General features: G+C 58.6%; 20 protein-coding genes and 2 pseudogenes. 12 read left to right on the top strand and 10 right to left on the bottom strand.

Going from position 1 to position 22,219, the window contains the following annotated elements; all coding sequences use genetic code 11:
• Positions 1-308, top strand: a 308-nt coding sequence (locus AC1DVW_RS23395; protein WP_477326258.1) for a class I SAM-dependent methyltransferase, incomplete at its 5' end; no start/stop codon positions are given.
• 192 nt (positions 309-500) lie between these two features.
• Here AC1DVW_RS23395 and AC1DVW_RS23390 read toward each other — a convergent pair.
• Complete coding sequence (locus AC1DVW_RS23390) at positions 501-752, bottom strand: GlsB/YeaQ/YmgE family stress response membrane protein (protein ID WP_111546598.1); 252 nt, start codon at positions 750-752, stop codon at positions 501-503.
• A gap of 330 nt (positions 753-1,082) precedes the next feature.
• Between AC1DVW_RS23390 and AC1DVW_RS23385 the strand changes: the two genes are divergently transcribed.
• Entirely contained in the window at positions 1,083-1,949 is an 867-nt protein-coding gene (locus AC1DVW_RS23385) for a PRC-barrel domain-containing protein (RefSeq protein WP_477326256.1), read from the top strand.
• A gap of 21 nt (positions 1,950-1,970) precedes the next feature.
• Here AC1DVW_RS23385 and AC1DVW_RS23380 read toward each other — a convergent pair.
• A pseudogene (locus tag AC1DVW_RS23380) lies at positions 1,971-2,300 on the bottom strand (DUF4142 domain-containing protein); the annotation flags it as partial.
• A gap of 187 nt (positions 2,301-2,487) precedes the next feature.
• On the opposite strand from AC1DVW_RS23380, the gene AC1DVW_RS23375 reads away from it, so the two are divergent.
• The gene (locus tag AC1DVW_RS23375; protein ID WP_477326254.1) at positions 2,488-4,263 is read left to right on the top strand and encodes a PAS domain S-box protein; all 1,776 of its coding nucleotides are present in this window, start codon (positions 2,488-2,490) and stop codon (positions 4,261-4,263) included.
• 556 nt (positions 4,264-4,819) lie between these two features.
• On the opposite strand, the gene AC1DVW_RS23370 is transcribed toward AC1DVW_RS23375, so the two are convergent.
• On the bottom strand, positions 4,820-5,329 hold the full coding sequence (locus tag AC1DVW_RS23370; protein ID WP_477326253.1) for a YciE/YciF ferroxidase family protein: 510 nt from the start codon (positions 5,327-5,329) through the stop codon (positions 4,820-4,822).
• Positions 5,330-5,426: 97 nt separating this feature from the next.
• On the bottom strand, positions 5,427-5,873 hold the full coding sequence (locus tag AC1DVW_RS23365; RefSeq protein WP_477326251.1) for a DUF6894 family protein: 447 nt from the start codon (positions 5,871-5,873) through the stop codon (positions 5,427-5,429).
• 245 nt (positions 5,874-6,118) lie between these two features.
• On the opposite strand from AC1DVW_RS23365, the pseudogene AC1DVW_RS23360 reads away from it, so the two are divergent.
• From AC1DVW_RS23360 to AC1DVW_RS23350, 3 genes and pseudogenes are all read left to right on the top strand, one after another.
• Positions 6,119-6,298: pseudogene (locus AC1DVW_RS23360) on the top strand (plasmid stabilization protein); the annotation flags it as partial.
• A gap of 51 nt (positions 6,299-6,349) precedes the next feature.
• Positions 6,350-6,964 carry a cysteine hydrolase family protein gene (locus tag AC1DVW_RS23355; protein WP_477326249.1) on the top strand — a complete coding sequence of 205 codons (615 nt, stop codon included), beginning with the start codon at positions 6,350-6,352 and terminating at the stop codon, positions 6,962-6,964.
• Between the two features lie 137 nt (positions 6,965-7,101).
• Positions 7,102-7,635, top strand: coding sequence for an inorganic diphosphatase (locus AC1DVW_RS23350; protein WP_477326247.1), 534 nt, complete (start codon positions 7,102-7,104; stop codon positions 7,633-7,635).
• 68 nt (positions 7,636-7,703) lie between these two features.
• On the opposite strand, the gene AC1DVW_RS23345 is transcribed toward AC1DVW_RS23350, so the two are convergent.
• From AC1DVW_RS23345 to AC1DVW_RS23325, 5 genes are all read right to left on the bottom strand, one after another.
• A complete protein-coding gene (locus AC1DVW_RS23345; RefSeq protein ID WP_477326245.1) occupies positions 7,704-8,219 on the bottom strand; it encodes a DUF982 domain-containing protein in 516 nt (171 codons plus the stop codon).
• Positions 8,220-8,401: 182 nt separating this feature from the next.
• Positions 8,402-9,379: a DUF72 domain-containing protein gene (locus AC1DVW_RS23340; protein WP_477326243.1), complete on the bottom strand. Its 978-nt coding sequence runs from the start codon at positions 9,377-9,379 to the stop codon at positions 8,402-8,404.
• Positions 9,380-9,677: 298 nt separating this feature from the next.
• The gene (locus tag AC1DVW_RS23335; protein ID WP_477326241.1) at positions 9,678-10,493 is read right to left on the bottom strand and encodes a metallophosphoesterase family protein; all 816 of its coding nucleotides are present in this window, start codon (positions 10,491-10,493) and stop codon (positions 9,678-9,680) included.
• Positions 10,490-11,422: a diacylglycerol/lipid kinase family protein gene (locus AC1DVW_RS23330; protein WP_477326240.1), complete on the bottom strand. Its 933-nt coding sequence runs from the start codon at positions 11,420-11,422 to the stop codon at positions 10,490-10,492. The genes AC1DVW_RS23335 and AC1DVW_RS23330 overlap by 4 nt, the downstream gene beginning before the upstream one ends.
• Before the next feature lie 4 nt (positions 11,423-11,426).
• A complete protein-coding gene (locus AC1DVW_RS23325) occupies positions 11,427-11,972 on the bottom strand; it encodes a phosphatase PAP2 family protein (RefSeq protein WP_477326276.1) in 546 nt (181 codons plus the stop codon).
• A gap of 507 nt (positions 11,973-12,479) precedes the next feature.
• On the opposite strand from AC1DVW_RS23325, the gene ligD reads away from it, so the two are divergent.
• On the top strand, positions 12,480-15,128 hold the full coding sequence (gene ligD, locus AC1DVW_RS23320) for a DNA ligase D (protein WP_477326238.1): 2,649 nt from the start codon (positions 12,480-12,482) through the stop codon (positions 15,126-15,128).
• Positions 15,125-16,144, top strand: coding sequence for an ATP-dependent DNA ligase (locus tag AC1DVW_RS23315; RefSeq protein WP_477326236.1), 1,020 nt, complete (start codon positions 15,125-15,127; stop codon positions 16,142-16,144). The genes ligD and AC1DVW_RS23315 overlap by 4 nt, the downstream gene beginning before the upstream one ends.
• Before the next feature lie 415 nt (positions 16,145-16,559).
• Here AC1DVW_RS23315 and AC1DVW_RS23310 read toward each other — a convergent pair whose 3' ends face one another.
• Entirely contained in the window at positions 16,560-17,771 is a 1,212-nt protein-coding gene (locus tag AC1DVW_RS23310; RefSeq protein ID WP_477326234.1) for an NAD(P)/FAD-dependent oxidoreductase, read from the bottom strand.
• Positions 17,772-18,856: 1,085 nt separating this feature from the next.
• Between AC1DVW_RS23310 and AC1DVW_RS23305 the strand changes: the two genes are divergently transcribed.
• The 4 genes from AC1DVW_RS23305 to AC1DVW_RS23290 are packed head-to-tail and all read left to right on the top strand — an operon-like array spanning position 18,857 to position 22,180.
• The gene (locus AC1DVW_RS23305; RefSeq protein WP_477326232.1) at positions 18,857-19,318 is read left to right on the top strand and encodes a hypothetical protein; all 462 of its coding nucleotides are present in this window, start codon (positions 18,857-18,859) and stop codon (positions 19,316-19,318) included.
• A complete protein-coding gene (locus tag AC1DVW_RS23300; protein ID WP_477326230.1) occupies positions 19,315-20,535 on the top strand; it encodes an Nramp family divalent metal transporter in 1,221 nt (406 codons plus the stop codon). Before AC1DVW_RS23305 ends, AC1DVW_RS23300 begins: the two co-directional genes overlap by 4 nt.
• Positions 20,535-20,894, top strand: coding sequence for a hypothetical protein (locus tag AC1DVW_RS23295; protein WP_477326229.1), 360 nt, complete (start codon positions 20,535-20,537; stop codon positions 20,892-20,894). The genes AC1DVW_RS23300 and AC1DVW_RS23295 overlap by 1 nt, the downstream gene beginning before the upstream one ends.
• A 2-nt stretch (positions 20,895-20,896) precedes the next feature.
• A complete protein-coding gene (locus AC1DVW_RS23290) occupies positions 20,897-22,180 on the top strand; it encodes a c-type cytochrome (protein ID WP_477326227.1) in 1,284 nt (427 codons plus the stop codon).
• The last annotated feature ends 39 nt before the right edge of the window (positions 22,181-22,219 follow it).

The raw sequence follows: 22,219 nt of genomic DNA, 5'->3' as shown, positions 1-22,219 counted from the left end.
AACTCGACACCATCGGCATGACGCTCGGCAATCTCGAGGCGCATGGCTTCCTCGTCTATGACGTCGAAAACCTGCGCGAGCACTATGCCCGCACCTGCCGTCTGTGGGCCGAGCGCCTCCAGGCACGGTTCGACGAAGCGATTGCCGAAGTGGGTGAGGCCAAGGCGCGGCTCTGGCTGCTATATCTCACCGGCTGCTCGATCACCTTCGAGCGTGCCTCGGCACAGATTTTCCAGACCGTCGTCACCAAGCGCGCGCGCGGCCCAAGCGGCCTGCCGCCGACGCGGGCCGACATTTATAGACGCTGAGCCGCGGTTCTCGGCCAGCCGCCAACGGGCATTTGCCCGCCTACGCTCCTTGCACCGCACGTTTTTCGATCCATGGCCCTGTTCCCTTCAATGGGAACATGTCACAGCTCCGAGGCGGACGGCATAGGCTGAGGATGCCGAGCCCTTCGCCAGGCGAAGGGCTCGGGTTGAGCGTCTGCAATGGTTCGCGGATCAGCGTTTGATCGCGCGGGCCACAGCGATCAAGATACATGCTCCGATGAAGCCGGCGACCAGATAGCCGAGCCAGCCTGCCAACGATATGCCAAGCACGCTAAGGATGAGGTTGGCGACAATCGCACCCACGATCCCCAAAATGATGTTCATGACCACGCCCATGTTGCTTTTCATGAACATCTCGGCGAGCCATCCCGCGATACCGCCAATGATGATCGCTGCCAGCCAGCCGACACCAGGATTCTGCATGATTTTCCCCTTTCCTCGAACCCCAATTGGTTCGGCAAGTGAACGGTTCTAGGCCAACAAGGTTCCGCGATACGGCTGCCGGGTAGCCGGGGAAATTGGGTGACTCCGGTTTTACCAATAACGGAGTTTGTGGCCTGCGAAACGCCACGTTACATCGATCAATTCAACAGCTGCGATCTCACGCCCAGCCAACTAAGCCATCCGAATTACAAAGGGAACTTCGCATCGTGCGGGCCGTTGTGACGACGCAAACTGTGCCGCGCTCAGCCTCCCTGGAATGGTTCGGCCGAACGCGGCGTGCATCAACACTAACGCACAAGGAAACGTACCATGATCAGCAAACTTTTGGCTACTGCCGCAATAGCAACCCTGCTTTCGTTTGGCGTGTGGATATCAGGGGCCGCCGCTGAAGATGCCACCAAACCTGCCACCGCTACGACGACTGCGGCGACGGCGACGGCGGCCGTTGCAGACGGCAGCCTCGTCACCAAGATCATAGGCGCCGACGTCTATGATAGCGCCGCAGACGATGCCGAGAAGATCGGCGATGTCAAAGACATCGTTCTCTCGAAGGACGGCAAAGCCAAATACATTATCATCGGCGTAGGCGGGTTTTTGGGCCTGGGGGAAAAGAACGTCGCCTACGATTTCAGCAAGGCCGAGTGGGTCGAGAAGAAAGGTGATCGCTGGCTGGTCGCGAAGACCACCAAAGAAGACCTCCAAGCGCAAAAGGATTTTGACCTGAAGGTCTACGACACAGCAGCGGCCTCGAACACCAATGATGTCGCAGCCACCGCAGCCAACAACAAAGTGGCCCCAGCCACGACCGACAACACGGCCACCGCGGCAATCGACAAGTCTTCGCTGACCGAGATGCCGATGGACAAAATCAGCACCAAGGATTTCATCGGCACCACGGTCTATGGCGCCGACGATGCAAAAGTCGGCGAGATTGGAGACGTCGTTCTAAGCGGCGATAAAAAGGTCGATGCCGTCGTCGTCGATGTGGGTGGATTCCTCGGCATGGGCGAAAAACCGGTGGCCATTGGCTTGGAGAAATTGAAGTTTCTGACCGACAAGGATGGAAACCGGTATCTCTACACCAATTTTACCAAGGCTCAGCTTGAGGCGCAGACTGCCTATGACAAGGGCACTTACGCGCAGAATCGCGACAAGCAGCGAATAACTGCTCAGTAAACTCTAAGGTGGCCCGCGCTGTCACAGCACGGGCCACCTTCTTTCCGCAATCTGACGATCGGAACAAGGCTGGCGGTACGGGAGCTGACGGATTGGTTGTTTCGGTGGTCGTGACAGCCGGTGTGTCGCATAAGTCGTGGTGATCTTGTCGATCCTGTCGTTGTGCATCTTGAGCGTCGGCAAGGTCCCCTGCGCGAAAGACTTGACCGTGGCTTTGTCGCCATCCTTAGCGTAGGCCTCAAACAAGAAGACCGCGTCCGTATGGGAAGTGCGCTGCGCCTCGACATAAGGCTGTTCGAGTGGTGCATCGGCTTGATGGAGCTTGTCCAATTTGGCCGTGTGCTGAGGATCGAGCTCGCTGGGACCTTCAGCTTCTGTTCACCGGCAATCGATCAGGTGGCAACGCCTGAGTGGCCCGTGCCCTGGCGTCGGAGGGTGCGGGCCATCCTGAGGGGGAGGCTGAAATTTAACGGCCAGGAGGAACAGATTGCTTCGTGCAGGGTTTCGTATGGTTATGTTTCAGAAAATGGGGACAAACGTGGCAGACTTGGAAATCGTAGATTCGAGAGCGCAGCCTTCTTCCGAAAGGGATTTCGACTACAAAGATTTTTTCGAAAATGGCAGCATCGCCCTTCACGTCGTCGGCAATGACGGGGTCATAATTCACGCCAACAAGGCCGAACTCGATCTGCTCGGTTATGATGCGAGCGAGTATATCGGGAGACATATCGGCGATTTCTACGCCGACGCCGAAGTCATCGACGATATTTTGGCGTGTCTCAATCGCGGGGAGAAGATCAACAAATACCCGGCACGGTTGTGCAAGTCGGACGGATCGATCAGGCATGTCGAGATCACGTCGACGGCTCGTATTGAAAGCGGCAAGCTGGTCGGTACGCGATGCTTTACGATCGATGTGACGGATCTGCACCGAGCCCGCGCTGAACTCGTCAGCCAAGACGACCAGTTCCATCAGATACTCGATAATCTTCCTGTGGCTGTTTATACGACAGACCAGGCGGGCACGATCACCTACTTCAATCCCGCTGCGGCGGAATTCGCCGGCCGTTCGCCCGAGATCGGCAAGGACAAATGGTGCGTTACATTCAGGCTGTTCAATCCCGACGGTACGGAACTCCCTCACGATCAATGCCCCATGGCCATCGCTTTGAAGGAAAATCGCCCCGTCCGCAACCAGCAAGCTTTGGCACAGCGCCCGGATGGAACGCTCTTTCCGTTTCAACCTTTTCCAACGCCGATCCGCAATGAAAGCGGTGAGCTGATCGGCGCCGTCAACATGCTGGTGGACCTCACGGAGCGCGCGATTGCCGACGAGGCAAAGCAGCACCTGTCAGCCATTGTAGAGTCTTCCCAAGACGCCATCGTCAGCAAAGATCTGAACGGTGTCATCAAGAGCTGGAACAAGGGCGCCGAGCGCCTGTTTGGCTATTCAGCGGAGGAAGCGATCGGCAACCCTATCTACATGCTTATTCCGGAAGATCATCTGGATGAAGAACCTCGCATCCTGGAGCGGATTCGCAAGGGCGAGCGGGTGGAAAGTTACGAAACGACCCGCCAACGCAAAGACGGAAGCCTAGTGCCTATCTCCCTGACAGTGTCGCCGGTCCGTGGAACAGCTGGGCGCATTGTCGGGGCGTCGAAGATCGCTCGAGACATTTCGGGGGCCAGGGAGAGCGAGCACCGTATCCGCATGCTGATGCGCGAAGTCAACCACCGGGTGAAGAACCAATACTCGGTCATTTTGTCGATGATCCGAGAAACGAATAAGCGCTCTGAAAGCCCCGCGATATTTGAACAGCAGGTCCGAGAGCGTATCATGGCACTTTCGCGCTCCCACGATCTGCTGGTGTCAGGGGACTGGAAGGGCGCCACCATTTTCGAACTCTTGCTGGCGCAGTCGAAGCCTTTCGGCAGCGACGACATGCTCTCGATGTCAGGGCCCTCCATCACGCTCAGTCCCAATGCAGTTCAGTATCTCGGCATCGCCTTCCACGAACTCGCTACCAACTCCGCCAAATACGGGGTTCTGTCCGGCCACACGGGCAACATCGCGGTGGTTTGGGATGTGACCAAAATCGACGGGGAGAAGATCATCAGGCTGACCTGGACCGAAACAGGCGGCCCAACGGTGCAATCCATTCCCAAGGGCGGTTTCGGATCCGTGGTGCTGAAACGGGTCGCTCCGCAGGCCTTGAGCGGTTCAGCCGATATTGAATACAGCGATAACGGTGTCGTTTGGACGCTCGTAGCGCCGCTGGCTTTTGTAGAAGCCAGTCTGAATGAGCCCTTCTGACCGCCAAAGCAGTCACTGGTCACTTTTCTTGGCGGCGGCCGCCGGATTTGTCCAGTCGGCGCGGTCGATTTAGCGTCCTTTGAGTGCGCGGCGAGTGCAGGGCCGGCGCCGGTCGCCTTCCTCATGTCACCGACTTTCTTGGCCGTTTTCTTGCTTGCGGTCCCAGAAAACAACTTCCGAAAAAACCCATTTGAACCTCCCGATAACGCTAACGACCCACCCTTCGCCGCCTGTCCCATGTGGAACGGCGATTTTGTTCCTTGGGCGCCCCTTCGTTCACGGAAAGAGAACGGCGGCATTGCCTCGAAGTATTTCGTGGCCGTATTCCTTCAAAGCCGCTTGGCTTCGACCGGCCGCCGTCGCATTCGGGGCCCGTTCTTCGATCCGAGCCGCGTGTGAATTTCTGCCTTTGTGCGCAACGTGTTGCGGGCGTTGTCTTGCTGATGACGTTGTGGCTAGCGCCAGCGATTAGATGTTTCGAAAAGGGCTCGATGGGCGAGCCCTGGTGATCGACCACCAGGGCTCAGGAAGACAGGAAATGAGGAAACCTGTCTGCCTATGCCGCTTCTGCAGCGACATTGACCGCGGATTCCGCGAGTTCCGTAAGGGCCGCGTCGGTTGCTTTTTCTTCGCCAAGCGTCAGGTCAAGGAGATTGACCGCCTCATTCAGGCCGATTTCCGCCGCCCAGGTCCGCAGCGTTCCGTAGCGCGAGATTTCGTAATGCTCCACGGCTTGGGCCGCAGCGATCAGGCCGGCGTCGAGGGCAGGAGAACCCTTGTATTCCTCCATGATCTCGGCGCCCTCCTCGGTGATTCCCATAATGGCAGCACAGGTCTTCGCCGCCGGCTTCTTGCCTATCACCTCGAACACCTCTTCGAGGCGAGCAACGTGCTCCTGCGTTTCACCGTGATGCTTTTCGAAGGCGGCTTTCAGATCGGCGCTCTGCGCCGCCTTGGCCATCTTCGGCAGGGTCGCGAGGATCTTCTTCTCCGCGAAGTAAATGTCCTTGAGCGTGTCGTGAAACAGGTTATTGAGGTCTTTGGATGATGCCTTGGTCGTCGCCATCGCGTTTTCCTTTTTTGTTGTTTATGACCGCCTCGTCGACTGGAGGCGACCAAATAACAATTCGTTTCCGGACTCGTTCCCTGGCGAAAAGCAAATTTTATGCGTCGCGGAGTTGAAGGTCCTCATAGGTGCACGTCGCCACGATTTTGCCGCTTGCGTCTCGGGCGCGGACTGCCCATCCCACCGGTGCCTCAGCCTTGTCGAGTGCGTCCTTCCACAAATCCTCCGCAGATCGGTTGACCTCGTCTTGCACCGCCTTCAGATTCGGCAAGGAAATTCCCGGCATTACCCGAATAATACCCTTGTCCTGGTACTCGAAAGTGTAGACCTGAGCGGATCCTTCGGCGGTCAGGGGGACGCCGATATCGGCTCGGTCGAAGGCCACGATTTGGACCATCATCTGCTTGGCTGTTTCCACGAGCTCATCGTCTGCCCTGCCTCCGCCAGACGCAATGGTAACACTCACTGCCTCGCCGCCTTCGCCAAGAAATTCCACAACGTTGCCGAACGTGTTTCGGCGGACCACTGTGTTCATCAGTTCCATTTGAACCTCCTGTCTGACGACAGGCAATGCGCGGGGAAGAAGGTTGTTCCTGACGATCGTCAAAAGAACTGCCGCTAAACTATCTCATGTTGAGAGGTCCGCCAGGACCTTATGACTTGCTGAGCTCGCAGTTCGAATACATTCAAGATAAGACGGCCGGATCGCACGGCATCTTTTGAATCGCCAGACAGCGGAACCTTCGGTGAACCCCTCCGTTGTGAGCAATTCAACGAGGAGTGACGACCATGCCACGAGGAGAAAAATCGAAATATACCGACAAGCAGGAGCGAAAGGCCGACCATATTGCCGATGGATATGAGAAGCGCGGTGTATCGGACAAGGAAGCCGAACGCCGGGCATGGGCGACCGTCAACAAGGAAGATGGCGGCGGCAAAAAGCAGGGCGGCTCCGGCCGGAAGGATCATGGCTAGTCGCGGGGAACGCCGCTCAAGGATCAGTTAGTAAGGGCTAGCGTCGTGGCCTGTCGTTCGACTCTCAGGGACGACCCAATCGGACGTCGAGCCGTCCACGTTTGCGTCGATATGCAACGCATGTATCTGGAAGAGACGCCGTGGGCACTTTCCTGGATGCCGAGGGTGCTGCCAAACATAGTAAAGTTGTGCGAAACATGCGCTGACAATACGTACTTCACGCGGTTCATTCCGGCGCACCGGGCAGGCGACGGGGTAGGTACCTGGAAGCGATACTACCGTCGATGGGACATGATGACCATCGAGCAAATGGGCCCCCAGTTGGTCAATCTCGCTCCGGATCTGCAGAAATTCATACCGCCAGCCGAAGTGGTCGACAAGCCTGTCTATTCGCCCTGGCTCGGTTCCGACCTTCGCGCGCGGCTTGAAGCGCGAGGTTGCGATACCGTCCTTGTCACGGGAGGCGAGACCGACATGTGTGTGCTTTCGACCGTTCTCGGTGCCGCGGACTACGGATATCGAACGATTGTCGTGGAGGATGCGGTGTGCAGCGCTTCGGACCAATCACACGACGCGATGATCGATCTTTTCAGCAATCGATACGGGCAACATATCGAGACCGCGAACACCGCCGAGATTGTGGCAAAGTTGAAAAGATAGGATTTCTCCCAAGCCTACCCGCGCCTCGCGACTGCATTGAGTTTGTGAAATCTCTTTGAGGGGGACTGCCTTGGAACATTCTCCGCGTCCTGAGGTTCCATACAGAGGGAACTCAGACTCGCCGTAAAGGTCTCCGGATGCCCAATTATCTAAAGCTGCCGACGCGGACGAATGGCCTGATCAGAGTGGTGATTGAAACCCCGCGTGGCGCGGCCGCCAAGATCGCCTATGAGCCGGCAACTCAGGTATTCGGCTATGTCCGTCCCTTGCCGGCCGGAATGATTTACCCCTACGACTGGGGCTTTATACCCTCCACGTTAGGTGAGGATGGCGATCCCCTCGATGGGCTCGTCATTCATTGCGCGGCGACCGCCTCAGGCGTGGTGATCAAATGCGACTTGTTGGGAGCGTTGCGTGTCAGGCAGAAGGATCAAGGAGGCAAGGCCCTGCGCAATGACCGCTATATCTTTTGTCCGCGCAAGCAGGACGCATCCGACGAACCGGTTGCTGCCGATCACGTCCCCGAAGACCTTCGGCGGGAAATCGAACAGTTCTTTCTTTCCTCCGTCATTGGCACTGGCAAGGAGCTCAAGTTCAAAGGCTGGCAGGACACCAAAGAGGCTTATGCATCGATAAAACGAGGCATGAAGGCCTTTGCCGCCCGCAAGTGAAATTGACTTCGGGGATTGCCTATGCAGAACGACGGACATAAGGGACTCAGGTTTCCCAACCCACGAGTTTAGGCACGGGCGACCAGAATTCCGGCGTGTTCAGCCAGAGCCACAAAAGCCTCCCGAGCTTGCGAAGGAAGTGACGTACCCTCGATCGCGGCTTCGACGACTTGTCGCGCCGACTGGTAAAAAGGCCCGCGCTTGGCGTGTGGCCAGTCAATCAGCACTTCGCTCGCTCCCTGAAGAGACTTCACTTCGCGCACAGATGAGCTGCCATAAGGGCGGATTTTCACACTGCTCTCAAAATAGGTCACCTTGCGACCATCGTCATCGTCGCTCTCCACGAATATCCCAGCTTCACGAGCGGCTTCTTCGAACCGGGTGCGGCTGTCGACCGTGGAACGGCTCCCCTCCACCACCTTCTCAGCGGTTTCAAACGCATCACGATGCAGCTCGGTTCGCTCACCTGGCCAGTCAGTGCTAGCAAGCAATGCGGAAGCTTGACGTGCAGATCTAACAGCCAGCGTCTTTGCGCCCTCGAAGAGGCGAACCCTGACCGGTTTGTCGAATTGTTTGTCGTCCATCATAGGCCCCCGTGTTTCGATGGCGATCAACGTTCGAACAGACACTAGGTTGCAGATTGCGGGAGGGCCGGTTTTATCATGAAGGGGGCCGACTGCTCTGCTGGCGGTTGTTTCGGTCCCGCAGGCAATTCTATTGGGGACTGCCGTTGACACTGCTGTAGGGAATTGAAGCGGATCCGCCCCTAAGCGCGTCCTTTTCCAATCACGTGAGTGGGGACCCTCATCATGCATTCATCGGCGCCGATAGGTGGTTGATCATCCAAGGGTTGTTCCTCCAACAAGCGGCGCATCGCGAGGGCATTCTTTGGCGCAAAGCCCTCGTAGTCGTTATTGAAATAAACCCAAGCTCTCGTTGCGCCGCTGGCTCGGATTTTGTCAGCCCATTCCGTTAGCTCGTCTCTGGTGTAGTCATGCCGGTACCACCGCATTGGACCGTGGAGCCGCACGTAGACGTCATCTGCTGTCCGCACCAAGACATCCGGAAGACGAGGAGCGCTGCATGAGCAAAAGATTGTGCCCGTCTCACGAAAGGCCGAGTAAACCGTTTCGTTCCACCAACTGGCGTGACGAAACTCCACCACATTGCGCCGGGCCGGGTCGAGTTGGCCGAGGATGCCGTTTAGCCTCGCCTTTGTGAAATGGTAGCGGGGCGGGAGCTGGAATAGAAAGCAGCCCATTCGCTCACCGAGGATATCGGCAATCATTCCAAAATCCATCACGAGGGTCTTGGTGCCCTTGAACCTCTTGATGTGAGTGATCAGCTCACAGACTTTAATTGTGTAGACGAAACTGCGGTTACCAGCTTGCCGAGCCCAGCCTTTGACATTTGTGACGGTTGGCCAGGAATAAAAGGATGCGTTGATTTCGACAGTAACGAACTGTTTCGCGTAGTGATTAAACCAATCGCTGGCGGGCAGATCCGTCGGGTAAAACTGTCCCCGCCATTTCCAGTAAAACCATCCCGAGCATCCGACGTAGGCAGAAGCCTCCAGAGACGGCACGCTATGCCCGCGCTCTACACTTGCCCCGGCCAAGCGGGCGACATGCATTTTTTCGGCACGTCCAAAGTTCTCAATTCGCTGCTTCTCTCTGCGCAACCTGCGCCGTTCGCGACGCTCATCGGCTCCAAGGTCTTTCCGATTGGTGGCTTCCGTACTCATGAAATTATCCTTCCGTGCCTCAACGCGGGCACAGCCTGATGGCTCCTTACTGCCTGAAGTGGCGCAGTTTCGGACGGCGTCCATTAGGAACGGAACTCAGGTACAAGACTGGCGGCGACGCGGCGATGCGTTTAGCCCTCGAAACCGTCCGCGAAAGTCCCACCAAATGTTCGGTTTGTGATCGGAAATGGCTTCTGAGACGGCAGTGCCAAGCTGCGGATAACGTCAGCGAATGTTTTGACGCCAGCTGTCGATTCGCGGCCCCCAAAAAGTCCTTAGGTGCATTTTTCTCTGATGATCAGCTTCTCAAGCTTTCCCACCCATCTGCACCCAACCTGAAGGAATAGCGCGCGCCAGCTGCGAACCTCTTGCGTGACGCCCGCCATTCTCGACATTCCAAATGAATTTCCGGACGGTCAATTTGAATGAGATTGAAGGAGTTGAGGGCTTCGCGTCGGCGTGATGAAATCGCCGTACCGGCCTGAATGAGCAACGTGTCGTATCCCTCTTTGGCGTAGCTCACGACGCTGGAACCGGCGCGATGAATATGCAGATGTCCGGACAGTATTATGTCGACACGACTTTGCGAGAAGGCTTCCATCGCAATCCTTGCCCGGCCAACAATTCCATTCTCGCTTTCGGGATCTCGACCTTCGAACGGGTGATGCGTGACGACCACGCGCGTGATGTTGGCAGGCAGGTTCCCCAGCCTCTGTTTGACGGACTCAAGTTGCCTGACATTGATTCGACCATCTTTGATGGTCATCGATCGCGCAGTGTTGATGCCGGTGACAGCGATTTCTGCGTCGGCATAAAAGGGTTCAAGGTCTGGGTCGATATAGCGTTTGTACCGCGCCAGCGGCGTCACGGCTCGCGCCAAGACATTCCAGAGCGGAACGTCGTGATTGCCCGGCACGACGATTTGAGGGCCAGGCAGGAGGTCCAGGAACGCCCTCGCCTGCAAAAATTCAACTCTGCGTGCGCGTTGTGTCAAATCCCCCGACACAACGACCAGATCTGGACGAAGATCACGTATCTCGGCCGCGATGGCCTCGACGACCTCATTCTCAGCCGTCCCAAAATGAAGGTCGGAAAGGTGAACCAATGTCTTCACTTTATTGCTTTCGCTCGCTGTCCAACCTGATTTGCATCCTGCTCGGCAGACGAGAGCACCCTTAGCACTCCCGGGCGGATTCGAAAGCGAAGCGGCATTGTCATTTCGACGGCTTCGCCGTCCAAAGAGACGATCACATCACGGTGCCGCGAAGCGATTTCCAGGGTTTTGGCTTGTATCAACTCCACGTCGCGAGCGGTGTCGACCAGACCGAGCGCAATCTTCAGCGGGAGCACCATCAGGCCCAACCAAGATTGCTTCCGGACAAGATAGATGCACAGATCTCCAGACGACAGGCTCTTGCGGCGGCCAAAATCAGCGGCATCGTAGAAATTGTTGCCAACAAAAACGCATGGAGTCCGCAACTCTTCCCGCGTGCCCTCAGCGGCGATCTGGACGCTCTGCCAGGACGCTGCTTTAAAGGTGCGGGCGAGAGCTGGGCCAATCGCGGCAAGTTTGCTAGCCCCTGAACGCCTTTGCTCCGTGGTGCGTTCGGCAACAAAGAAGGGATAAACGCCGATAGACGAATTGTTGAGAAAGACGCGGCCGTTGACCTCCCCAACATCGATCATTGTCGCGTTGCCTGCCGCAATCACATCCATCGCGGCGCCCAATTCCCTGGGCAGACCAAGGTCCTTGGCAAAGTGGTTCAAAGTGCCAAGCGGGAGAACACCAAGCACTTTATCTGTGCCCGCAAGAGCCGACGCGGCGGCGCTGATTGTGCCGTCCCCACCTCCAACTAGCACTACCGAGCGGGGAGGGAAGTCGCTAACAAAACTCTTGGCGATTTTGCCAATCTCCCGGCCGGGTACCATCCTCACGTCGGCTTTCACGCCTCGCTCGAGCAAGCCTTGTCGAACGAGTTCCTTTACCTCCCCGGTCTTAGCGACGGAGCCGGCACCATCGTTGATGAGTGTCAAAACGTCCAAGGTTCTAGCCTCTGCGCCAACCGTTTCGCTCGACCCACAAAGCGATTGTCCAGCAAAGGATTGCCCAACCAGTGCCGATGCACCAGCCGGCAAGGACGTCGGTAGGATAGTGAACCGCCAGGTAGACCCGACTTGCTCCCACTGCTACCGTAAGAATGAGAGCAAGTGCCATAAAGTAGCTTTTGACACGCCAGTCGGGAGTAGCGTGGGCTAGCAGTGCCCCAACGGTCAGGAACGTGATCGCTGAAAGCATTGCGTGTCCGCTGGGAAAGCTCGCCGTGAATACTCGGGTGACGTGAGGTATGTCGGGCCTGGGTCGATCGAAAGTCGACTTGAGAGCTGTGCCGAGCAACTGACCTCCAAGCACCGCCCCTCCAGTCAAGACGGCAAGCGCACGCTTCTTGACCAGAAGCAGGTACCCGACCACCGCAAAAAGCACGAATCCGAGAAAGACAACGCTCCCCAAAGAGGTGACGTCACGCGCTGCCTCCTGGAGCCAGGGCGGACCGAGGGGAGAGGAGGGATTGGTAGGGCTTCGCAGCGCAAGCATGATCGCGCGGTCGAAACCGGTGGTATCGCCTTCCAGAACTTCCTCGGCAACCAAGCCGAAACCAAGAACCAGACCCGCGACGAGCAGACCGCCTGCGCAAAGCCAAATGACCCCAATGCGTGGACGAGCCAGATTTGGGGGATTGCCCCGATCAGAACTCGAGGGGGACATGCACGCTTCACTCCTCTTTGAGAATTGTGATGATCCGGGTGCGAGCGAGGAACTCAAATCAACACACTTAAAGGCGGGAAGTTCCCCGATGTCCGCTCATGGCTATGCGAGCCGGAGCGAGGCGACGACCGGCATTGAGTTTTGCCCGCGCTACCGTGGTTGTGCCTACGTCCACTTGTGATTTCGAACCAGCCTCGAGATAGACACTTTCGCCAACATCGGTGAATGAAGGGGCTGCGTCGTGCATCCCGAAACTCTACGCGTTTCCAACGCTGACCGAACCAAAACCCGCTCACGGCGTTGAGTCGCGCGTTGCGTCATCAGCGGGGTACTTCGATGTCAAAGAGCGGGCTTTCCATCTATCGGGCGAAACGGGATTTCACCAAGACCAAAGAACCCAGCGGCGAGAAATCGATCGCAACATCGAACCGGCTCCGTTTTGTCATCCAGAAACATGCCGCCACGCGGCTGCATTACGACCTGCGTCTCGAGCTCGACGGCGTCTTCAAGTCATGGGCCGTCACCAAAGGTCCGTCACTGGATCCACACGACAAACGCCTGGCGGTCGAAGTTGAGGATCATCCGCTGGACTACGGCGACTTCGAAGGCACGATCCCCAAGGGGCAGTATGGAGGTGGCACCGTGCAACTGTGGGATCGTGGATATTGGGAGCCGGAAGGCTCCATATCTCCCGAACAGGCTTTGGAAAAAGGCGATCTTAAGTTCACCCTCGAAGGCAAGCGTCTGCACGGCAGTTTTGTCTTGGTGCGCATGAAGCACGACCGCAACGGGGGGAAGCGGACCAACTGGCTGCTGATCAAGCACCGCGACAAATACGCGACAGACGGCAATGGTGACGCGGTGCTGGCACAGGACCGATCCGTCGCCTCCGGGCGGAGCATGGACAAGATTGCCGCGGGAAAGGGTGCCGGGCCGAAGCCGTTCATGATGCAAGGCTCGGTGGTGGCCGATGCGGATGCCGTGTGGGACAGCAATCGCGGCCATGCTGCCGACGAACGCGCCGCGAAAGTGGCAAAGCCATCTCCTCGTTCCAGAAAGGCCACGCGCTCTTCCGGGGTGAAGATGCCCAACTTCATCGCACCACAACTCTGCGCCACGCTTTCTCGGCCGCCAGCAGGGGCGAACTGGGTTCATGAAATCAAATTCGATGGTTATCGGGTGCAATTGCGGGTCGAAGACAACGCTGCCACCCTGAAGACCCGCAAAGGCCTCGACTGGACGCAGAAATTTGGCGCCATCGCAAAGGAGGCGGCCAGACTTCCCGACGCGATCATCGATGGCGAGATTGTGGCGCTCGGCGAAAACGGGGCGCCCGACTTTGCCGCGTTGCAAGCCGCATTGTCGGAGCGCAGGACGGCGGACCTGATCTTCTTTGCCTTTGACCTGCTTTTTGCGGACGGTGTCGATCTGCGCAAGCTGCCTCTCTCTGAACGCAAGGAGCGGCTGAGCGCGCTGCTTGGCGAAGTCGACCGCGGAGAGGCAAATCTCATTCGCTATGTCGAGCACTTCACCAATGGCGGCGATGCGGTGTTGCGCTCCGCCTGTCGCCTTTCGCTTGAGGGCATTGTCTCCAAAAAATCCGATGCAGCCTATGTGTCGGGAAGGACCGACACTTGGGCAAAATCCAAATGCCGGGCTGGCCATGAGGTGGTCATCGGCGGCTGGTCGACAACCAATGGCAAGTTCAGATCGCTGCTGGTCGGCGTCAATCGGGGTGAGCATTTCGCGTATATCGGGCGCGTCGGGACTGGCTACAGCGAGGCGAAGATCAAGCAGCTGCTGCCGAGGCTGAAGGCGATGAAGACGGACAAGTCGCCGTTCACCGGCGACGGCGCACCCCAAAAGGATTCAACGATCTTTTGGACCAAGCCAGAACTTGTTGCGGAAATCGAGTTCGCCGGCTGGACCGGTGGTGGCAATGTCAGGCAGGCCGCCTTCAAGGGATTGCGTGCTGACAAGCCTGCGAAAGATGTCGAGGCCGAGCGTCCAGCTGATCCTCAAGAGACCCAGATTGCCGAACCCGTAAAAGCAACCGGCCGCACGGCAAAAAATCCGGTCGTCATGGGCATCATCATCTCCAAGCCGGACAAACCGCTATGGCCGAATGCTGGTGATGGCGGCCAACCGGTTACCAAACTCGACCTGGCGGAATATTTTGAAGGCGTCGGCCCCTGGATGATCAAACATCTTAGAGGTCGACCCTGTTCGCTTGTGCGAGCGCCTGACGGCTTTGCCGGCGAGCAGTTTTTCCAGCGCCACGCAATGCCGGGCACGTCCAATCTGCTGGAGCTCGTGAAGGTCTTCGGCGATCATAAGCCCTATCTGCAAATTGACCGTGTTGAAGGATTGGCAGCGATCGCCCAGATAGGCGGCCTAGAGCTGCATCCCTGGAATTGTCAGCCCGATCACCCTGAATTACCCGGACGACTTGTCTTCGACCTTGATCCCGGTCCGGAAGTCGCCTTTGCGGATGTGGTCCTGGCCGCCAAGGAAATGCGCGATCGCCTCGAGGATCTGGGGTTGGTGAGCTTTTGCAAGACCACGGGCGGCAAGGGGCTGCATGTGGTGACGCCATTGGCCAGTCAGCGCAGCAAAACGACATGGCCGGAGGCCAAGGCCTTCGCGAAGGCCGTTTGCATGCAAATGGCAGCGGACCGTCCGGACCTCTACCTCGTCAACATGGCCAAGAAGTTGCGAACGTCCAGGATATTTCTCGACTACCTTCGAAATGATCGCATGGCGACAGCCGTGGCCCCGCTATCCCCTCGCGCAAGGGAAGGAGCGACGGTATCCATGCCGCTGACATGGAGTCAGGTGAGAGCCGATCTCGATCCGAAAAAATACACCGTGCGTACCGTGCCAAGCCTCCTGAGGAAGACCATCGCATGGGCCGACTATGCCGAGGGCGCGCGGTCGATCAGCACGGCGATCAAACGCATCGGTTCGGCAAAGCTTGCCGCATGAAATCGAACCCTGTGAAACCGTGCTTCGCCCTTCCCTTGGACACCGCGCCGATGGAGGCAAAGACTGCAGATGCGCTGCCAAGTGACACCGGCCAGTGGCAATACGAACCCAAATGGGACGGGTTTCGCTGCCTGGCCTTCAAAGCGGGCGATGATGTGGACTTGCGGGCAAAGTCGGGAAAGCCGCTCGGCCGCTATTTTCCCGAAATCGTTACGATGTTGCGTGACCTGAATGCGAGAGAATTCGTGGTCGACGGCGAGATCGTCATCGATGTCGATGGCCTGCTTTCATTTGACTCGCTGCAGATGCGGCTGCACCCGGCGGAAAGCAGGATCAGAAAACTGTCAGTCGAAACGCCGGCCAGGCTGATCCTGTTTGATATGCTGGCCAGCTCCGGTAGCAGTTTGATCCATCAACCCCTGTCTGCACGGCGCCGGGCGCTGCAAGCGTTCGTAAAGTCGGTTGACCGTACCGATCTTGAGCTGTCGCCCTGCACGCAAAATCTGGCGACCGCAACGATGTGGCTTGCAGAGGCAGGTCGGGAGTCAACGGACGGCGTTGTCGCCAAACGACTCGATGACGAATATCGGCCCGGCGAGCGCGCCATGGTCAAGGTCAAACGCCTTCGCACTGCGGACTGTGTTGTAGGCGGCTTTCGCTATCTGGCGAAGTCCCGCGAGGTCGGCTCGTTGCTGCTAGGTCTCTACAATACAAGCGCCCAACTCGACCATGTGGGGTTCACCTCGAGCATCCCCCCGGAAGGTCGCGCAAAGCTGACCCGGGAACTTGAAGCTTTGCGATCGCCGCCGGGCTTTACGGGCAAAGCTCCAGGCGGCCCAAGCCGCTGGAGCACTGAAAGAAGCGGACAGTGGGAACCATTGCGGCCTGAACTGGTCGCCGAAGTCCGTTTCGATCACGTCACGGGCGATCGCTTCCGGCATGGCACGAAATTCCTACGATGGCGCCCCGACAAGGACCCAAAGCAGTGCACGTTCGAACAGATATCGAATGTGTGAGGAGCCCTGATTGCGCGGCTTCCAGTCCACCGACCACGACATGATCAGACCCTTATCCGGGGGAGCGCAGCGAACTGCACCAGGTGGCTAACGGCAACATCGAGATCGTGACCACGGCGCAGGGAGACTCGAGGAGGCTACGGGCATCGCCTGTAGCAGATCGACGGAGGGCACTACTGGAATCCCAGCGCTCGCTTGTGGATAATGCTCACCTATTCCCCACCCGTTCGTTTCTAACGGATCGCTACCGCTGCTAAATGCACGTGCAGGGGTTTCGGTTCCCGCCGCGCCTTTCGGCGCGGCGGGGTTGCCAGGCTGCAGCGGCCCAACCCCAGCGCCACGGCCCAACAACAGAGAGGAACCTATCCCGCCAGCCGCGGTCTATTAAATTTGACATGTCGGAGTGGAAATCACCTCAACGGTTGAACGCGAACGGCTTTGCATCCGTGTCGTCGGCACCGCCGATCGCGGAGGAGACGATCTCGGAGGCGATCTGCGAGAAGGTGATGCCGTTGCCGCCATAGCCCATCACCGCATAAATTCGCGGACGCCGAGGCAACGCGCCGATATAGGGCAGACCCGTGGTCGTGGTGCCGAAGGAGCCGGCCCAGATGAATTCAGGCCCGGTTTCGAGATGTGGAAACAGTCGGCCGAGTTTTTCGGCGATGCGCACCGACTTGTCCCGCGTCAGTGAGTCGCGACGGGTTTCGTCGGTGAAATCCTCGTCCTCGCCGCCGCAAATGACGCGGCCGTCCGCTGTCGCACGCATATAGAGGTAGGGTTCAGATGCTTCCCAGATAAAGGCGGCGCCTGGCCAGATGTTGCGCGGCTGCCGACCGGTGGCGATTGCCCATGTAGAGATGATGCGGTGCTCGGTCGCCGGCACAATGTCGGTCAGTTCGAAGCCTGTCGCCAGCACCAAATGCTTGGCCGTGATGGTCGGGCCGAGGCTGCTGCCGACAACAACCTCGTCGTGACTGTCCTCGATGGTTGTCGCCTCGACCGGTGCATAAAACCGCGCCTTGCGTTCCATCGCCTTGAGCAGCAGGCCAGCGGTGAGCTTGCGCGGATCGAGCGCGAGGTTGTCATGGCTGAGAATGGCGGCGGCGCGGTCGATGCCGAATTTTTCCGCCAATGGTTCGTGGCTCAGGTAGGTTGCACCGATGCCGGCCTGCCTGCGGGCCTCGGCTTCATCGTGCAATTGCGAAGGTCCGAGCGCGTTGCCGGCGAGATAGAGCGACTGGATGCCGGTTGAGCCGCAGTCGATGCCCAGTTCGGCGATACGTCCACGGAGGTTCAAGACGGCAAGCCGCGAGCGTCGCCACGCCTGTTGCGCAGAGGCTCGGCCGATCATGCGCGAAAGTTTTATCAGCGGCTGGTCGATCTCGAACTGCACCAGCGCTGTCGTTGCCGGGGTCGAGCCTCGCAACGGGCCGCGCCGGTCGATCGAGATCACCGAATGGCCGTCGCGCGTCAGCGCCTCCGCCATCATGGCACCGCTGATGCCCATACCGACAATCAGCACGTCGGCCCTCACATCGCGCGTGAGTTTTTCGACAGGCACCGCGGGCGCCCTATAGACGAACCAGACCGGCCGGCCGCTTCGGAGATCGAGCTTGCGGGGCATGACAATCTCCTGGGGGCGCTCGGGGTCTGTTGGCGCGTTTATGCTCTTACAAAAAGCCCGCCGCTCCCGGAGAGGCGGCATTGCCGACAGTGATCCGCCACCATAGTTAACCGGCGGGGCAATATGAAGCGCGGTAGATCCTCGAAGGAGAGGACGCCAAAGGATTGGCGCCCTTGGTCAAGGCCGGGCAAAGCTCAACCCAGGCTGGTGCGTGGTCGCTCGGCTTCTTCCATCCTCGGGTCTCGACATCCACGCCAGCACCGTGCAATCGTCTCGATGTCTTTCGTAAAAAAGTCCCATGGGCGCACTCCATTTTGGCGAGATGAGTTGGGCGAAACGCACAGCTGGAAAAGCTGTTCCAATCAATATTCGTCAGACGCACTTATCGGGGCTGACGGGGTGTTCGATCTCGGCCGCAGCTCGGCCTTTATCTGTCCCAGTAAGATCCGGACAGAGATGTCCGCCGCGCAAGCAGGAATGAGCCAATGCAAGCCCACCAGCTTGTCGACACGGTCAAATGCCTGACGGCATTGATCGGCGTCGCCGTCGGCCCTAACGGGTGAATTTGTGCAGCGCTGCGGAACCTTCAGGCAGCGGCAGCTTTTATTCTCCAATATTGAGGCAGGCGGGCGAAACCAGACCTCGGCGCGATACTCGATCTCTGGGCATCAGCAGTCCGCTTGCACGACACCGATGAGGACGTTAGGCGTGGAAAGGACACGCAATGCAGTGCTTCCTATTTCTTCACGAGATGGCCTCGCGCCGTAGTGACGGCCTGCACCCCGAACTTGTACGCCTTCTCGAACAGCGGACCGCGTTATCGGCGCCAAACGTTGTGACGTTGCACCCCCGTGGGCCAGACGGCGGCCAGCAGGCCGGTCCCAATCCCTCCGGGATGTCACAATCGACCTCGCCCATCGAGGTGGTCCGCTTTCCTGGGAAGCCGAAATCCGTAGTCCGGGGCGCCTAATGTCACCGATCACACCGATCAGGTGCAGTTATACTCCAGGTTATGCCCGTTTTCCCGCACGTCGACGCCTCCAGCAGGCACCATTCGCAACAAAGGTCGGCCGGAGGATAACTGGATGGCTGCCATGCAGCTAGCCGTAGGCGTTTCCGGTGACAAAAACCTTTGGCTTTGCCGCTCGTACCTGTTGCTGACCCTGCTCGCATTGGCGGCCTGTTCGTCTTCGGAGCCCATCGAACAGCAATCAAAAATCGCGGCGTCGGCTTCGCAGACGGCGGCCATGGTCGTGAACGCCTGGGCCGCCGGCGCCGCACCGTCGAACTATGCATCGGCGGCATTGCAATCGACGGCCGAAATCCTTGCCGAGGCCAGTCGGCAGATCCAGTCTGACAACTCTCTTCAACCCGCCGAGCGACGTGTTGTCGTCATGGCGATCGGCCAGCTGTCTGCTGCGGCAAGGCGCGCTCATGCGGGGGTTGAGGCTGGCAACCCGCGACAGGTGAGTCAGGCGCTGCAGGACCTTCGAACGGCTGCTGCCGACCTCGACGCCTATGCCAAATATGGCACGCCGAAATCATGAAGAAGCTGGTTGAAATTTCGCTTGGCATCGTCACCAGCGTTGGCGGCTTCCTCGAGGTCGGGTCGATGGCGACAGCAGCGCAAGCCGGTGCGACTTTCGGGTTCCGGCTGATCTGGGCAATCCTGCTGGGTACCATCTGCATCATCTTCCTGGTCGAGATGGCTGGCCGGTTCGCTGCCGTCAGCGGCCACACGATCGTCGACGCAATCCGCGAGCGGTTCGGATTCAACGCCTTCCTGTGGCCGTTGTTGGCCACCTTGCTCGTCAACTTCATGGTGATGTCGGCAGAGATCGGCGGCGTTTCGATCGCGGCGGAATTTGCGACAGGGATAGGCTTCCAATGGTGGGCGGTGCCAGTGGCCGTCTTGACATGGCTGCTGCTTTGGAAAGGCACGTTCGGTTTCATCGAGAAGGGCGTGGCGATCCTGGGTCTTGTCACGCTCTGCTTCGTGGTCGCCGCCGTGATGCTGAAACCGGATTGGAAAGCGGTTGCGGCCGGCGCAATACCCAGCCTCCCGGAGCATGACGTGGCAAACTACTGGTTCATGGCAGTCAGCATTCTGGGCGCATCGATATCGCCCTACCTTTTCACGTTCTATTCCTCGGGCGCCATCGAGGATCACTGGGACAAAAGCTACCTCGGCACCAACCGCGCCATTGCTGGCCTCGGCATGACCTTCGGCGGCACGATCTCGGTCGGCGTGCTGATCGTGGCCGCACTTGCGCTCGGCGCGCACGGCATCAACCAGATCAACGATTACCACCAATTGCCACTGCTGCTGATCCCGACATTCGGTTTCTGGGGCTTTGTCCTGTTCATTGCATCGCTTGCCATAGCCTGCTTCGGCGCCGCACTCGAAATCGGCCTGCAGCAGGCATATCTCGTCGCGCAAGGCTTCGGCTGGACGTGGGGCGAGGACCTCAAACCCCGCGAGGATCCCGCCTTCTGCGGTGTCTATACGCTGTCGCTGCTGCTTGCCGCCATCCCGATAACGCTTGGCCTCGATCCGCTAAAACTCACCATCTTCTCCATGGCCGTAACGGCTGCCAGCCTGCCGCTGACCGTGGTCCCGTTCCTCTTCCTTCTCAACGATAAGCGCTATGTCGGCGAGCATCGCAACGGCATGATTTCGAATGCCGCGGTGATCTTCATCATCGCGCTCGGCTTCGTCCTTGCCGTGGTGACCATTCCCTTGCAGATTTTCGGAGGTTCGTGATGGATTTGCTGCGCGATCTACTCGACAAACAGGTCGTTGACCGCGAACAGGTCAAGATCGGCAAGGTGGATGGATTGGTGGCCGAGTTGAGGCGAGGCAAGCCTCCAAGGATCGTTGCGATCGAACTCGGGTCGATCACGCTGGCGCGTCGCCTAGGCGAGCGGCCGGGGCGCTGGATGGCATGGCTCGCGGCAAGGCTTGGCGGGGAGCGCCATACCGAGCCGCACCGCATAGCGTGGAAGAAGGTGCGCGAAATCGGCGTCGACATCGAAGTCGACATCGACGTGCGTCGGACGGCGATCTTCGACTGGCAGGACTGGCTGCGCGACCACGTCATCGGCCGCATCCCGGGAGCCTGACGATGGCCACCGTCAATCTCGAACATCTTGCTGGTCGACGGGTGCTCTCGCTGCGCGGCAAAAGCGTCGGTCACATAGAGGAGATAATCGCAGAGCGTGAGGGTGACGATATCGTCGTCACCGAATTTCACGTCGGCATTTTTGCCGCTTTCGAGCGCCTCTCCGCCTTGGCCATCGGCACCGCGGTTCTCGATCTCTTTCACCTGCGCCACCGCGATTGCCTGTACCGCATTCCCTGGGACAAGCTCGATATCTCCGACCCCATCCGGCCAAGGCTACGATGCACCCTTGAGCAACTTTCTCATATGAAGGTCGGAATGGAAGGCAAGAGCGAGGCCCCGCCGCCTGACAGCTTACGCGACCTCAGGATGAGCACTGTGTGGAAAATTGCTCTCACTTTTTTCCTGTGCGCAGGCGTCGCCGGCGCAGTCTTGTGGTACATGACCGCGGCGCGGCCGCCGTTTTCGGATCAGGACCAGCAATTCGACGGCGCAGGCGATGTCGCGCACGGTGAGCTGGTCTTTAACGCGGGCGATTGCTCTTCCTGTCACGCAACACCGGGACAGCCTGACCGCCTGAGGCTTGGCGGCGGCATGGCGCTTGCTTCACCATTTGGCACGTTTCGGCCTCCCAACATTTCCCCGGATCCCGTCGATGGCATCGGCGCATGGAGCGTGACCGACCTGGCGAATGCGCTCATCGGCGGCGTGTCGCCAGAGCGTGAACACTACTATCCCGCTTTTCCCTACACGAGCTTTACAAGCATGAAGTCTGCGGACGTCAGGGACCTCTATGCGTATCTCAGGACGCTTCCAAAGGTATCGGGGCGTGCGCCGCCGCATAGTCCCGCGATCCTGTTCAGCATTCGGCGATCCGTCGGGATTTGGAAATTGATGTTTTTTAGCCAAGGAAAAACCGCTGCGCACCCTGACGGAGACCCTGTGCATGATCGCGGTGCCTATCTCGTTGAGACCGTATCGCATTGTGCCGAGTGCCACTCGACGCGGAACGCGATGGGCGCAATTAAACGGGGTACCCGCTTTGCCGGTGGCATCGATCCTCAAGGCACGGGATTCGTTCCGAACATCACCCAGGACAGGTTGGGCGGATGGACAGAGAACGACATCGCAACGATGCTCAAAACAGGGGAGACGCCCAACCACGGTCGCGTGGGATCCTCGATGGCCGATGTTGTGACGAACACCGCTATGCTGCCTGACAGTGACCGCCAGGCGATCGCACGTTACATCAAAGCCCTCCCGCCGATTGCCACGCCGCTTCCTTGAAGCAATCCAGGAAAGCGTGAAGCGCTTATCCTTCCGGAA

The organism is Mesorhizobium sp. P3_B5 (assembly GCF_056402815.1).
Note: the sequence above shows the minus strand (reverse complement) of the source record. Positions and strands in the feature narration are given on the sequence as shown.